Genomic DNA, 13300 nt, shown 5'->3' with positions numbered 1-13300 from the left:
TCCCAACTGTGAGCGCAGAAAGAGAGGTTCTGATGTCAGGCCACCCCATTCTCCCCACCGATCCGATCACGCTGCCGCTGTTGCCGCTGCGCGATGTGGTGGTCTTTCCGCACATGGTCATCCCGCTGTTCGTGGGCCGGCCAAAGTCCATCAAGGCGCTTGAAGCCGCGATGGATGCCGGTCGCCAGATCATGCTGGTGGCCCAGAAGGCTGCCGGGAAAGACGAGCCCAAGTCGGACGACATGTTCGAGACCGGCTGCGTCTCCAGCATCCTGCAGATGCTCAAGCTGCCCGATGGCACCGTGAAGGTGCTGGTCGAGGGCCTGCAGCGCGCCAACACGGTGACGATCGACGACAGCGGCGAGTACTTCACCTCGGTCGTCTCGCCGGTGCCCGTGCCCGACCAGGGCACGCCCGAGATCGAAGCGCTGCGCCGCGCCGTGACGCAGCAGTTTGACCAGTACGTCAAGCTGAACAAGAAGATCCCGCCCGAGATCCTGACCTCGATCGCGGGCATCGACGACGCGGGCCGGCTGTCCGACACGATCGCCGCGCACCTGCCGCTCAAGCTCGAGAACAAGCAGGTCATCCTGGACCTGGTGCCCGTGGCCAAGCGGCTGGAAAAGCTGCTGGAGCTGCTGGAGCACGAGGTCGACATCCTGCAGGTGGAAAAGCGCATCCGTGGCCGCGTCAAGCGCCAGATGGAGAAGAGCCAGCGCGAGTACTACCTGAACGAGCAGGTCAAGGCGATCCAGAAGGAACTCGGCGAAGGCGAAGAAGGCGCCGACTTCGAGGAGCTGGAGAAGAAGATCACCGCGGCGCGCATGTCCAAGGAAGCGCGCAAGAAGGCCGATGGCGAGCTGAAGAAGCTCAAGCTGATGTCGCCGATGTCGGCCGAAGCCACGGTGGTGCGCAACTTCATCGAGACGCTGGTCAACCTGCCGTGGGCGAAGAAGAGCAAGGTCAAGCACGACCTGCCGTTCGCCGAGGGTGTGCTGAACGAAGACCACTACGGCCTCGACAAGGTCAAGGAACGCATCCTTGAATATCTTGCGGTGCAGCAGCGTGTCGAGAAGGTCAAGGCGCCGATCCTGTGCCTGGTCGGCCCTCCGGGCGTGGGCAAGACCTCGCTGGGGCAGTCGGTGGCGCGTGCCACGGGCCGCAAGTTCGTCCGCATGGCGCTGGGCGGCGTGCGCGACGAGGCCGAGATCCGCGGCCACCGCCGCACCTACATCGGCTCGATGCCGGGCAAGGTGCTGCAGTCGCTGAGCAAGGTCGGCGTGCGCAACCCGCTGTTCCTGCTGGACGAGATCGACAAGCTGGGCACGGATTTCCGGGGTGATCCGTCGTCGGCGCTGCTGGAGGTGCTGGACCCCGAGCAGAACCACACCTTCGGTGACCACTATGTCGAGGTCGATTTCGACCTGTCCGACGTGATGTTCATCGCGACGTCGAACTCGCTGAACATCCCGCCGGCGCTGCTCGACCGGATGGAAGTGATCCGCCTGGCGGGTTACACCGAGGACGAGAAGGTCTCGATCGCCCAGCGTTATCTGCTGCCCAAGCAGCGCACCAACAACGGCGTGAAGGACGAGGAGCTGACGGTCGAGGAAGACGCGATCCGCGGCATCATCCGCTACTACACCCGCGAAGCCGGTGTGCGTTCGCTCGAACGCGAGATCTCCAAGATCTGCCGCAAGGTGGTGAAGGGGCTGTCGCTGAAGAAGTACGACGGGCGTGTCACGGTCGAGGCGGCCAACCTGAACGACTTCCTGGGCGTGCGCAAGTACAGCTTCGGCGAAGCCGAGAAGCAGAACCAGATCGGGCAGGTCAACGGATTGGCCTGGACCGAGGTGGGTGGCGACCTGCTGACCATCGAGGCGGCGATCATGACCGGCAAGGGCGTGATCATCCGCACCGGCTCGCTCGGCGACGTGATGAAGGAGTCGGTCGAGGCGGCACGCACGGTGGTGCGCAGCCGTGCGGCGCGGCTTGGCATCAAGGAAGAGCTGTTCGAGAAGCGCGACATCCACATCCACGTGCCGGATGGCGCCACACCCAAGGATGGCCCGAGCGCAGGTGCTGCGATGACGACGGCCTTCGTGTCGGCGCTGACCGGGATTCCGGTGCGGGCCGATGTGGCGATGACGGGTGAGATCACGCTGCGGGGTGAGGTCACGGAGATTGGTGGCCTGAAGGAGAAACTCCTGGCGGCGCACCGCGGGGGCATCAAGACCGTGCTGATCCCCGAAGCGAACGCCAAGGATCTCCAGGACATCCCCGACAACGTGAAGAGCCAGCTCGAAATCATCCCCGTCAAGTGGATTGACAAGGTGCTGGAGATTGCGCTGGAACGTCAGCCGCAGCCGTTGTCCGAGGAGGAGCCCAAGGTGGTGGTGGAGGCGGCCAAGGTGGAGGCCGCTGCCGTTGTGGTCGAGGCGGCGACCAAGCACTAAAAAACAGGCCCAAAAGGCTTGTGCGTCGAGAACGAAATGTTCTATACTTTCGTTCTCGACGCGATGCACCCAACACCAATGCGGTGCAAAAAGTCAGAAGGCGACGCGGGAATAGCTCAGTTGGTAGAGCGCAACCTTGCCAAGGTTGAGGTCGCGAGTTCGAATCTCGTTTCCCGCTCCAGTTTTTTGGTCTCTGTGGCGCGGTAGCAAAGCGGTTATGCAGCGGATTGCAAATCCGTCTAGGGTGGTTCGACTCCACTCCGCGCCTCCAGAATCCGGTTGTCTTTGTGCATGCGGGAATAGCTCAGTTGGTAGAGCGCAACCTTGCCAAGGTTGAGGTCGCGAGTTCGAATCTCGTTTCCCGCTCCAGTTTTTGTCGCGTCGGGTAGTTTCGGTTTTGAATCGGCCCGGGTGGTGAAATTGGTAGACACTGCGGACTTAAAATCCGCCGCTTTCCCGAGAGGGGGCGTACGGGTTCGATTCCCGTCCCGGGCACCAGATTGGCAAGCTTTGGTCAGTTGAAAGATTTTGCGGGAATAGCTCAGTTGGTAGAGCGCAACCTTGCCAAGGTTGAGGTCGCGAGTTCGAATCTCGTTTCCCGCTCCAGTACAGTCCGTACAAAGCAGAAAAGCCGTCCACCGTGACGGCTTTTCTGCTTTTCAGCTGTCAGTTTTCAGCGCTTGGGCATCAGGCGTTCGAATCCCAGATCCACCACCACTGCCAGCAGGCCCACCAGCACGGCGCCCTGCAGCACATAGGCGGTGTTGAACCCGCTGAGACCGACGATGATCGGCGAGCCCAGCGTCTTGGCGCCGACAGTCGATGCGATCGCTGCAGTGCCGATGTTGATGATGACCGACGTGCGCACCCCCGACAGGATCACCGGCCACGCCAGCGGCCACTCCACGCGCCAGAGTCGCTGCAGCGGTGTCATCCCCAGCCCGGTGGCGGCCTCCAGTGCGCCAGTCGGCACCGACGACAGCCCTGCCAGCGTCTGCTGCACCACCGGCAGCAACCCGTAGAGCGCGAGCGCGATCAGCGCCGGTGTCTCGCCAAAGCCGATCAGCGGCGCGGCCACCGCCAGCACGGCCACCGGCGGCACGGTCTGCCCCATCGCGACCACGGTTTCGATCAACGGACGAAACGCCAGCCCGGCCGATCGGGTGGCGAATACCCCCGCCGCCCAGCCCAGCAGCACCGACACCGCACTCGACACGGCGACCAGCCCGATGTGCGCCACCATCAGCGCGACGAAGCTGTCCTGTTCGTACATCGGGCGGTCCAGCGCCGGAAAGCCCGCGGCGAACAGTGGCTTGAGCGCGGGCATGCCCCAGGTCAGGCCGATCAAGGCCAGCAGCGCCCACAGCAGCGGATCCGCCAGGCGAGCGCGTTTCATGCCGAGGGCTGCACCAGATCGGACAAATGGAGCAGCCCGCACAGCGTGCCCGTGGCGTCGGCCACCGGCAGTTGGCTCGTGCCGCGTGCGATCAGCGTCGACAGCGCCTCCCGGAGCGAGTCGGTGTCGCGCAGCGCCGGCGCGTTGTTCGGCTCGATCGGCCCGGGCCGCATCCGGCTGGCCACCGTGTCCAGCGCGAGCAGGCGCAGGCCGAGGTCCGCGCGCCCGATGAAGTCGCGCACCAGATCGCTGGCGGGCTCGGCCAGCAACTGACGCGGCGTGCCCGCCTGCACGATGCGGCCGTGGTCGAGCAGCACGACGCGGCTGCCGAGCCGCAGCGCCTCCTCGATGTCGTGCGTCACCAGCACGATGGTCTTGCCCGACAGCCGGTGGATGCGGCGCATTTCGAGCTGCAGGGCTTCGCGCGTGATCGGGTCGAGTGCGCCGAAGGGCTCGTCCATCAGCAGCACGTCCGGGTCCGCCGCCAGCGCCCGCGCCACGCCGACCCGCTGCTGCTGGCCGCCGGACAACTCGTGCGGATAGCGGCGTCGGTAGACGTCCGGCGGGAGCTGCAGCAACTCCAGCAATTCGGTCACGCGGTCGCGGATCCGCGCCGCCGGCCATTTCAGCAACTCGGGCACGCAGGCGATGTTGCGCTCGACCGTCCAGTGCGGGAACAGCCCCGTGGACTGGATCGCGTAGCCCATGCGCCGCCGCAGGTCTTCCGGCTGGAACGCGCGGATCTCCTGCCCGGCGAACAGGATGCGGCCCCGGTCGTGCTCGACCAGCCGGTTGACCATCTTCAGCGTTGTGGACTTGCCCGAGCCGGAGCGGCCGATCAGCACCACGAACTCGCCCGGCGCGATGGCGAGCGAGAAGTCATCGACGACCGCCTGGCCGTGGAAGGACTTGCCGACCTGCTGGAATTCGATCATGGCGTTCATCGCCTGTGCCCCTTCACCGGCCCGTCCATTCCGCCAGCACCTTGAACAGCCCGTCCGCCACCACCGCCAGCACCACCACCGGCACCACCCCGAGCAGCACCAGATCCACCGCACTGCTCAGCAGCCCCTGGAACATCACCGCCCCGAACCCGCCCGCGCCGATCAGCGCCGACACCATCGCCAGCCCGATCGCCTGCACCGTCGTGACCCGCAGCCCCGACAGCCACACCGGCCACGCCAGCGGCACCTCCACGCGCCAGAACCGCTGCGCACGGGTCATGCCCATGCCGGTCGCGGCGTCGAGGACATCGGGCGGAATCTGGCCCAGCCCGGCCATCGTGCTGCGCACCATCGGCAGCAGCGCATACAGCGTCAGCGCCACGACCGCCGGCGCCACGCCGATGCCGCTCACACCCCACTGGGCCAGCACCGGCCAGCGCGTGGCCAGCGCCGCCAGCGGCACCATCAGCAATGCGAACAGCGCGATCGACGGTACCGTCTGGATCAGGTTGAGCGCCGACAGCAGCGCCGGCTGTGCCCCGGGCCGCCGCGCCGCCAACACCCCCAGCGGCACCCCGATCAGCACGGTCGGGATCACCGTGGCACCGACCAGCAGCAGGTGCCGCTGCAGCGCGGCGTCGAAGACGTCCTGCCGATTGGCGTATTCCTTCAGCAGCGAGAGCGCGTCCAGGTGACCACTCAACAGCAGCGCGACGATGGGTGCGGCGACGAATGCGCCGCCGATCAGCGACGCCGCTGCCCGCGCCGACCAACCCCGCAGCGCCTCGGCCGCCGCCAGCCCGCACAGCACGGCCATCGCCCAGTAACCGCCGCCCAGCGAGGTGCGGGCCAGCGGCAGGTCGTCGGAGAGCAGGGCGCTCGCGTGGGTGCCCGCCAGCCAGGTCAGGCCCGCCAGACCGCCGGTGGCGCCCAGCAGCGTCAGCCCTCGGACCCAGGTCCGTGTCGGTGTGCCCAACGCGGCGGCGACCAGCAGCAGCGCCGGTGTCAGCGCCCAGGCACGCGAGCCCCCCGCGCCGATCACCTCGGCCATCGGCACGCCAACCCCCGAGATCAACCGGTTCGGTGCCTGCGTCACGAACGACAGGCCCACTGCCGCAGCCAGCCCGGCCAGCAGCAGCACTGCCAGCACCGGGTTGGCCAGTCGGCGGCGCATTCCGGGCACGGGCGGACTTACTTGATGAAGCCCTTGGACTTCAGGTAGCTGGCTGCCACCTTCTTCGCGTCCTCGCCACCCAGCGCGATGCGGGCGTTCAGCGACTGCAGCGTCGGGCCGTCCAGCGTCTTGAACACCGGGGCGAGCAGGTCGCGGATCTTCGGGTGCTTGTCCAGCACCTCGGCGCGGATGATCGGCGCGGGCGCGTAGATCGGCTGCACGCCCTTCGTGTCGTCCAGCACCACCAGTCCGAGGGCAGCCACTGGCCCGTCCGTGCCGTAGGCCATCGCAGCGTTGACACCCGAGGTCTGCTCGGCGGCGGCCTTGATGGTCACCGTGGTGTCGCCGCCGGCCAGCGTGAGCAACTGGTCCTGCTTGAGCTTGAAGCCGTAAGCGGTCTGGAAGGCGGGCAGGGCGTCCGGGCGCTCGACGAACTCGGCCGACGCAGCGAGCTTGAACTTGCCGCCCCCGGCGATCCAGCGGCCCAGGTCGTCCAGCGTCTTGAGCTTGTGGGCGGTGGCCACGTCCTTGCGGACCGCGATGGCCCAGGTGTTGTTGGCCGGGGCGGGCTCCAGCCAGACGATCTTGTTGGCCTGGAAGTCGAGGGCCTTGACCTTCTCGTAACCGGCCTTGGCGTCCTTCCACGCCGGATCCTTCTCGACCGAGAACATGAACGCACCGTTGCCGGTGTATTCCGGGTAGAGGTCGATCTCGCCGGCGGTGAGGGCGCCGCGCACGATCTTGGTGTTGCCGAGCTGGACCTTGTTTTCGGTGCGGATGCCGCCGGCTTCGAGCACCTGGATGATGAGGTTGCCCAGCAACGAGCCTTCGGTGTCGATCTTGGAGCCGACGCGCACGGCGCTGGTCTGCGCCTGGGCGGCACCACTGGCGAGTGCGGTGGCGATCAGCGCTCCGGTGAACAGGCGGCGGGTCAGGGTGGGTCGCATCGGTCGTCCTTTTCGTGAAAAATGGGCGCTAATCAGGCGCTGGCGACTATAAACGATCACCGGATTTTTCGCGTTACGCGGGCTCGGTGGCCAGCGTGCAGGGGAAATCGAGCCAGCGCTGCACGAAGCCCTGCAGCGTCGGCAGGTCGCCGGTGGTCCACAGCGCCGCTGCGGTCGGCTCGGCGTCGGTCTGGTCGGACGCTGCCAGCGACTCGACCAGCGTGGCCGTGCGGCGGGCGACGGCGTCGGAGGTGTCGATCAGCGCCACGTCTGGCCCCATCTCGGCCTGGATGTGGTGGGCGACAAAGGGATAGTGCGTGCAGCCGAGCACGACCGTGTCCACATCCTGCGCGCGCAGTGCGGCGCAGTGCGTGGCCACCCGCTCGCGCACGGCGTCCGAGTCCACCTCGCCAGCCTCGATCGCCGCTGCCAGCCCGGTGCAGGCTTGCAGCCGCAGGTCGAGGTGGGCGGCGTGGGCCTGGGCGAGCAGGCGAAAGCGCTCACTGCGCAGTGTGCCGTTGGTGGCCATGACGCCGACCCGGCCGTTGCGGGTCTGCGTGGCCGCGGGTTTCAGGCCAGGTTCGACCCCGACGATGCGCCCGTCAGGGTAGCGTGCCCGCACGGCGGTGGCGGCGGCGGCCGTCGCGGTGTTGCAGGCGATGACGAGCAGTTGCGCGCCCTGGCGGTAGAGGAAATCGGCGATGACCAGCGAGCGGTCGCAGACGTAGTCGTCGCCACGCTCGCCATAGGGCGCGTGGCCCGAATCGGCCACGTACAGCAGTTGCGCGTGTGGCAGCCGCTGCCGGATCGACCGCAGCACCGACAGCCCGCCCAGACCGGAATCGAACACGCCGATGCGTGGAGAGAAGAGGGGCGCAGGGGTCGTCATGCAGGCGGGAGCGGCGGTGGAGCGCCAGTCTAGCAGCGCCCATTGCCATGTTTTTCGCCGGACCAAGGGTGTTCCCTGATGCAAAAAGCTTGCGCCGTGATGGTGCAGTGCGGCAAGTCTGGCTAAAATCGAACGATCGTGCTTTTTTAGGGCTTCCATCCGCGCCGGATGCCACAATCCGTCGCAATTCGGGTGGAAGCGGCCCCTAAAATCGCGCTCCCGAATCCCGCCTTTTCTCGTTTCCTGTTTCTTATTCGCACTCAACTTGGAGAACCTCGCATGAAGGCACTCGTACCCGTCAAGCGGGTCGTCGATTACAACGTCAAGGTCCGCGTGAAGTCCGATGGCACGGGGGTGGACATCGCCAACGTCAAGATGAGCATGAACCCCTTCGACGAGATCGCGATCGAAGAAGCGGTCCGGCTGAAGGAGAAGGGTGTGGTCACCGAGGTGATCGCCGTGTCGTGCGGTGTCACGCAGTGCCAGGAAACCCTGCGTACGGCGATGGCCATCGGCGCGGACCGTGGCATCCTGGTCGAGTGCGCGGACGAGCTGCAGCCGCTGGCCGTGGCGAAGCTGCTGAAGGCGCTGGTGGACCGTGAACAGCCGGGCCTGGTGATCCTGGGCAAGCAGGCGATCGACGACGACTGCAACCAGACCGGGCAGATGCTGGCCGCGCTGGCCGACCTGCCGCAGGCGACGTTCGCGTCGAAGGTCGAGGTCGCCGACGGCCGCGCCGTGGTGACCCGCGAAGTGGATGGCGGTCTGGAGACGGTGTCGGTGTCGCTGCCGGCGATCATCACCACCGACCTGCGCCTGAACGAGCCGCGCTACGTGACGCTGCCGAACATCATGAAGGCGAAGAAGAAGCCGCTCGAAGTCATCAAGCCGGACGCGCTGGGTGTCAACGTGGCCTCGCGCATCAAGACGCTGAAGGTGGCGGAGCCGGCCAAGCGCGGCGCGGGCATCAAGGTGGCGGACGTGGCGACGCTGGTCGCCAAGCTGAAGAACGAAGCGAAGGTGATCTGAGATGTCTGCACTCGTCATTGCTGAACACGACAATGCGTCCATCAAGGGCGCCACGCTCAACACCGTGACTGCGGCGGCACAACTCGGTGAAGTCCACGTGCTGGTGGCCGGTGCGAACGCGGCGGGCGCAGCGGCTGCCGCGGCGCAGATTGCTGGCGTCACCAAGGTGCTGCACGCCGATGGCGCCAGCCTCGCCGATGGTCTGGCCGAGAACCTCGCGGCCCAGGTGCTGGCCGTGGCCGGCGCCTACAGCCACCTGCTGTTCCCGGCGACCGCCAGCGGCAAGAACGTCGCGCCGCGCGTGGCGGCCAAGCTCGACGTGGCCCAGGTCACCGACATCACCAAGGTCATCAGCGCCGACACCTTCGAGCGCCCGATCTACGCGGGAAACGCCATCGCCACTGTGCAGAGCACGGACGCGGTCAAGGTCATCACCGTGCGCACGACCGGCTTCGACGCCGCGGCTGCCACGGGCGGCTCGGCTGCGGTCGAATCGGTCGCCGCCGTGGCGGACTCGGGCAAGAGCCAGTTCGTCTGCCGCGAAGTCACCAAGAGCGACCGCCCGGAACTCACCGCCGCGAAGATCATCGTCTCGGGTGGCCGCGCGTTGGGCTCCAGCGACAAGTTCAATGAAGTGCTGATCCCGCTGGCGGACAAGCTGGGCGCGGCGCTCGGCGCGAGCCGCGCGGCGGTGGACGCGGGTTATGCGCCCAACGACTGGCAGGTCGGTCAGACCGGCAAGATCGTGGCGCCGAGCCTGTACATCGCGGCTGGCATCAGCGGCGCGATCCAGCATCTGGCCGGCATGAAGGACTCCAAGGTGATCGTCGCGATCAACAAGGATCCCGAGGCGCCGATCTTCTCGGTCGCCGACTACGGCCTCGAAGCCGACCTCTTCACCGCCGTGCCGGAGCTGGTGAAGGCGCTCTAAACCGGCACCGACACCGACGTAACACCCGTCCCGAAGGGCGCCCCACTCGATGCGGCGCCTTTTTTTCGACGTTTCGACCGCATTCCGCCATTAAACGACCACAAAAGCCCCAGAAGGACTCCGAAAAATGACCTACCGCGCCCCCGTCAAGGACTTCATGTTCGGCCTCAAGGAACTCGCCGGCCTGGAGCAGCTCACCCAGATCCCCGCCTTCGCGGACCACGGACTCGACACCGCCCAGGCCGTGCTCGACGAGTGCGCGAAGTTCAACGAGAACATCGTCGCCCCGCTGAACTGGGAAGGCGACAAGAACCCGTCGTGGTTCAAGGACGGCGTCGTCACGACCACGCCCGGCTTCAAGGACGCCTTCCGCCAACTGGGCGAAGGCGGCTGGCAGGGCCTGCAGCACCCCGAGGAATTCGGCGGCCAAGGCCTGCCGAAGGCGATCGGCGCGGCCTGCATCGAGATGATCAACAGCGCCAACCTGAGCTTCGCGCTGTGCCCGCTGCTGACGGACGGTGCGATCGAGGCGCTGCTGACCGCTGGCTCCGACGAGCAGAAGGCGACCTACCTGACGCCGATGGTCGAAGGCCGCTGGACCGGCACGATGAACCTGACCGAGCCGCAGGCCGGCTCCGATCTGGCGGCGGTGCGCACCAAGGCCGAGCCGCAGCCGGACGGCACCTACAAGATCTTCGGCACCAAGATCTTCATCACCTACGGCGAACACGACATGGCCGAGAACATCGTCCACCTCGTGCTGGCCCGTGTGGTCGGTGCGCCGGAGGGCGTGAAGGGCATCAGCCTGTTCATCGTGCCGAAGTTCATGGTGAACGCGGACGGCTCGCTCGGTGCGCGCAACGACGCCCACTGCGTCAGCATCGAGCACAAGATGGGCATCAAGGCCAGTCCGACGGCGGTGCTGCAGTTCGGTGACCACGGCGGCGCGGTCGGCTACCTGGTCGGTCAGGAGAACCGCGGCCTCGAATACATGTTCATCATGATGAACGCGGCCCGTTTCGCGGTCGGCGTGCAGGGCATCGCGGTGGCCGAGCGTGCGTACCAGAAGGCGGTGCAGTACGCCCGTGACCGCGTGCAGTCGCGGCCCGTGGACGGCTCGACCCCGGGCGCGGCGGCGATCATCCACCACGCCGACGTGCGCCGGATGCTGATGACGATGCGCGCCTACACCGAAGGCTGCCGCTCGCTGGCGCTGGTGGCCGGGGCCGCGTACGACGCCGCGCACCACCACCCCGATGCCGAGACGCGCAAGGTCAACCAAACCTTCTACGAGTTCATGGTGCCGCTGGTGAAGGGCTACTCGACCGAGATGAGCCTGGAGGTGACGAGCCTGGGCGTGCAGGTCCATGGCGGCATGGGCTTCATCGAGGAAACGGGCGCGGCGCAGTACTACCGCGACGCCAAGATCCTGACCATCTACGAAGGCACGACCGCCATCCAGGCCAACGACCTCGTGGGGCGCAAGACCGGGCGTGACGGTGGGCAGACCGCCAAGGCGCTGGCCGGGCAGATCGAGCAGACCGAAGCCCTGCTGCAGGCCCGTGACAGCGCGGCGGCGCAGTCGTTCGCCCGCAGCCTGAAGGCGGCGCGGCTGGCCTTCCTCGACGCGGTGGACTTCATCGCTGCCAACGGGCGCGCCAACCCGAACGCCGCGTACGCCGGCTCGGTGCCGTACCTGATGCTCACCGGCAACCTGATGGCTGGCTGGCAGATGGGCCGCGCGATGCTGGCGGCGCAGGACTGCCTGAACGAAGGCGAGGACGTGGCCTTCATGCAGGCCAAGCTGGTCACGGCGCAGTTCTATGCCGAGCACATCCTGGTGAAGGTGCCGGGGCTGCGGGATGCGATCGTCGCGGGCGCGGATTCGGTGTGTGCGATGGCGCTGGACGCGTTCTGATCGGCCGGTTGACCGGCAGTGACGGGCAGCCAGCCTGATGGGGTGGCTGCCCGTCTTGTTTTTACCCGAGAGATTCCAGCAAGACCTCAGGGTGTTTGCGGGCGATGCGGATCAGTGCCTGCGCGGCTCCGGAAGGGGCGCGCCGACCTTGCTCCCACTCCTGCAGCGTGCGTTTTGAAATGCACAGCGCTTCGGCAAATTGAGCTTGCGACAGCCCCGTCTGCTGGCGGGCGTCTGCGACTTCGTTCAGCGCGACTTGGGTGGTTCTGGCGGCTTGGCCGGCCTGCATTTCCTTGACGGATTGAAGGAGTTTCAGGCCGAGTTCGGTGCCGGACAGGGTGTCAGTGGGTTGGCGACGATTCTTCATTTTCAATGGCCTCACGAACGGCTTTGAGAATATGGCCAGGGATGTTGCCTCTGACCGCCTTGGCGTAGATGACGAGGAGCCAGATCTTGCCGAATGGCAGGCGAGTGAAGTAGATCACTCTGACACCTCCGCGCTTGCCCATGCCTGGACGAGACCAGCGAACCTTGCGGCAGCCTCCACTGCTGGGGATGACATCGCCCGCCTCTGGGTTGCCGGCGAGCCACACGCAGAAGGCGGCCCGCTCTTCTTCAGTCCACAGTGTTTTCGCGTCTTCGATGAAGGACGGCGTTTCTGCGATGGTGTACATGAGGTTAACTGTACGTCAATGACGTATGGCGTGCAAACATGGCCCCTTCAGGACCGTCCGCCTGCGATCAGCCCCATCATTTCCGGATAGTGATAAGAGCGGCTAACACAACCTGCGCAGAGTCCGCAGACAGATGATGGAACAGGCCAGGGACAAAAGAGCCACATGGGTGGTGATGCTGCGCTCGAAGCGCACCCGGAGCTTGCCGAAGGCCGCCAGCCACGCATGCGTGCGCTCGACCACCCAGCGGTGACGGCCCAGACGCTCCTTGCTCTCGATGCCCTTGCGGGCGATGCGCACCCGGATGCCCCGCCGCCTGAGATGCTGGCGACAGCGTTTGCAGTCGTAGGCCTTGTCCGCATGGAGCTTGTCGGGCCAGCGCCGGGGCCTGCCGGGCTTGCCCTTGATCGCTGGCAGCGCATCGATCATCTCCTCGAACACCACCGAGTCATGCCGGTTCGCGCCCGTGACGCAGAACATCACCGGCGTGCCGTTGGCGTCAGTCAGCACATGGCGCTTGGAGCCGAGTTTGCCCCTGTCGGTCGGGTTCGGCCCAGTGTGCGGCCCCCCGGGGGCTGGCCACGCTGGAGCCATCGATGCACATGCGGCTGTAGTCGAGCGCGTCGTTGCGCCTGAGATGCTCCAGCAGCAGCATGTGCAGCCCGTGCCACACACCCGCCTCGTGCCACTGCTGGAGTCGTCGCCAGCACGTCATGCCGCTGCCCCAGCCCAGCGCTTGAGGCAGCTCTTCCCATGGGATGCCCGTTCGCAGGACGTACACGATGCCGTTGAGCGCGAGTTCGTCGGCAATACGGGGGCGCCCTCCGCGAGGACTGGCGGGCTTGGGCTCTGGCAGCAGCGGGCGGATGTGTTCCCACAACTCCGCACTGATTTCTTGCTGTTTCATCCCCTCAGCATCGCTCGGATCTGACGTGACGGGTG

At 66.5% G+C, this 13300-nt stretch carries 12 protein-coding genes and 5 tRNA genes; 9 read left to right on the top strand and 8 right to left on the bottom strand.

Annotated features, from left to right (window positions below; all coding sequences use genetic code 11):
* The first annotated feature begins 32 nt into the window (after window positions 1-32).
* The 6 genes from lon (at window position 33) to U5O44_RS07850 (ending at window position 3062) form a co-directional block, all read left to right on the top strand.
* Window positions 33-2456 (top strand): endopeptidase La, encoded by a 2424-nt coding sequence (gene lon, locus U5O44_RS07875; RefSeq protein WP_322587882.1) that lies wholly within the window; start codon window positions 33-35, stop codon window positions 2454-2456.
* 105 nt (window positions 2457-2561) lie between these two features.
* Window positions 2562-2637 (top strand) — tRNA-Gly (locus U5O44_RS07870).
* Between the two features lie 16 nt (window positions 2638-2653).
* Window positions 2654-2727 (top strand) — tRNA-Cys (locus U5O44_RS07865).
* Window positions 2728-2749: 22 nt separating this feature from the next.
* Window positions 2750-2825 (top strand) — tRNA-Gly (locus tag U5O44_RS07860).
* A 36-nt stretch (window positions 2826-2861) separates the two neighbouring features.
* Window positions 2862-2954: transfer RNA gene (locus U5O44_RS07855), tRNA-Leu, on the top strand.
* Between the two features lie 32 nt (window positions 2955-2986).
* Window positions 2987-3062: transfer RNA gene (locus tag U5O44_RS07850), tRNA-Gly, on the top strand.
* A gap of 67 nt (window positions 3063-3129) precedes the next feature.
* Here U5O44_RS07850 and U5O44_RS07845 read toward each other — a convergent pair.
* The 5 genes from U5O44_RS07845 to murI form a co-directional block, all read right to left on the bottom strand.
* Window positions 3130-3852 (bottom strand): ABC transporter permease, encoded by a 723-nt coding sequence (locus U5O44_RS07845; RefSeq protein WP_322587881.1) that lies wholly within the window; start codon window positions 3850-3852, stop codon window positions 3130-3132.
* Entirely contained in the window at window positions 3849-4787 is a 939-nt protein-coding gene (locus U5O44_RS07840) for an ABC transporter ATP-binding protein (protein ID WP_322587880.1), read from the bottom strand. The genes U5O44_RS07845 and U5O44_RS07840 overlap by 4 nt, the downstream gene beginning before the upstream one ends.
* 22 nt (window positions 4788-4809) lie before the next feature.
* The gene (locus tag U5O44_RS07835; protein ID WP_322588489.1) at window positions 4810-5970 is read right to left on the bottom strand and encodes an ABC transporter permease; all 1161 of its coding nucleotides are present in this window, start codon (window positions 5968-5970) and stop codon (window positions 4810-4812) included.
* Window positions 5971-5987: 17 nt separating this feature from the next.
* Window positions 5988-6917, bottom strand: a complete 930-nt coding sequence (osmF, locus tag U5O44_RS07830) for a glycine betaine ABC transporter substrate-binding protein OsmF (protein WP_322587879.1) — start codon at window positions 6915-6917, stop codon at window positions 5988-5990.
* A gap of 73 nt (window positions 6918-6990) precedes the next feature.
* Window positions 6991-7806 (bottom strand): glutamate racemase, encoded by an 816-nt coding sequence (gene murI / locus U5O44_RS07825; RefSeq protein ID WP_322587878.1) that lies wholly within the window; start codon window positions 7804-7806, stop codon window positions 6991-6993.
* A gap of 279 nt (window positions 7807-8085) precedes the next feature.
* On the opposite strand from murI, the gene U5O44_RS07820 reads away from it, so the two are divergent.
* From U5O44_RS07820 to U5O44_RS07810, 3 genes are all read left to right on the top strand, one after another.
* Entirely contained in the window at window positions 8086-8835 is a 750-nt protein-coding gene (locus tag U5O44_RS07820; protein WP_322587877.1) for an electron transfer flavoprotein subunit beta/FixA family protein, read from the top strand.
* 1 nt (window position 8836) lies between these two features.
* Complete coding sequence (locus U5O44_RS07815; protein WP_322587876.1) at window positions 8837-9766, top strand: electron transfer flavoprotein subunit alpha/FixB family protein; 930 nt, start codon at window positions 8837-8839, stop codon at window positions 9764-9766.
* Between the two features lie 127 nt (window positions 9767-9893).
* Window positions 9894-11684: an acyl-CoA dehydrogenase gene (locus U5O44_RS07810; protein ID WP_322587875.1), complete on the top strand. Its 1791-nt coding sequence runs from the start codon at window positions 9894-9896 to the stop codon at window positions 11682-11684.
* A gap of 61 nt (window positions 11685-11745) precedes the next feature.
* Here the strand turns inward: U5O44_RS07810 and U5O44_RS07805 are convergent, their stop codons facing one another.
* The 3 genes from U5O44_RS07805 to U5O44_RS07795 all read right to left on the bottom strand — a co-directional run bounded on the left by U5O44_RS07805 (window position 11746) and on the right by U5O44_RS07795 (window position 13265).
* A complete protein-coding gene (locus tag U5O44_RS07805; RefSeq protein WP_322587874.1) occupies window positions 11746-12051 on the bottom strand; it encodes a helix-turn-helix domain-containing protein in 306 nt (101 codons plus the stop codon).
* Window positions 12026-12358: a transcriptional regulator gene (locus tag U5O44_RS07800; RefSeq protein ID WP_322587873.1), complete on the bottom strand. Its 333-nt coding sequence runs from the start codon at window positions 12356-12358 to the stop codon at window positions 12026-12028. The genes U5O44_RS07805 and U5O44_RS07800 overlap by 26 nt, the downstream gene beginning before the upstream one ends.
* 102 nt (window positions 12359-12460) lie before the next feature.
* Window positions 12461-13265 (bottom strand): IS5 family transposase gene (locus tag U5O44_RS07795; protein ID WP_322587118.1). Its coding sequence is split into 2 segments (ribosomal slippage): window positions 12461-12932 and window positions 12931-13265, totalling 807 coding nucleotides; the frame shifts between segments, so codons are not numbered across the junction.
* Between the last annotated feature and the right edge of the window lie 35 nt (window positions 13266-13300).

The organism is Sphaerotilus sp. (assembly GCF_034519685.1).
In the GTDB taxonomy this organism is placed as follows: domain Bacteria; phylum Pseudomonadota; class Gammaproteobacteria; order Burkholderiales; family Burkholderiaceae_C; genus Sphaerotilus.
Note: the sequence above shows the minus strand (reverse complement) of the source record. Positions and strands in the feature narration are given on the sequence as shown.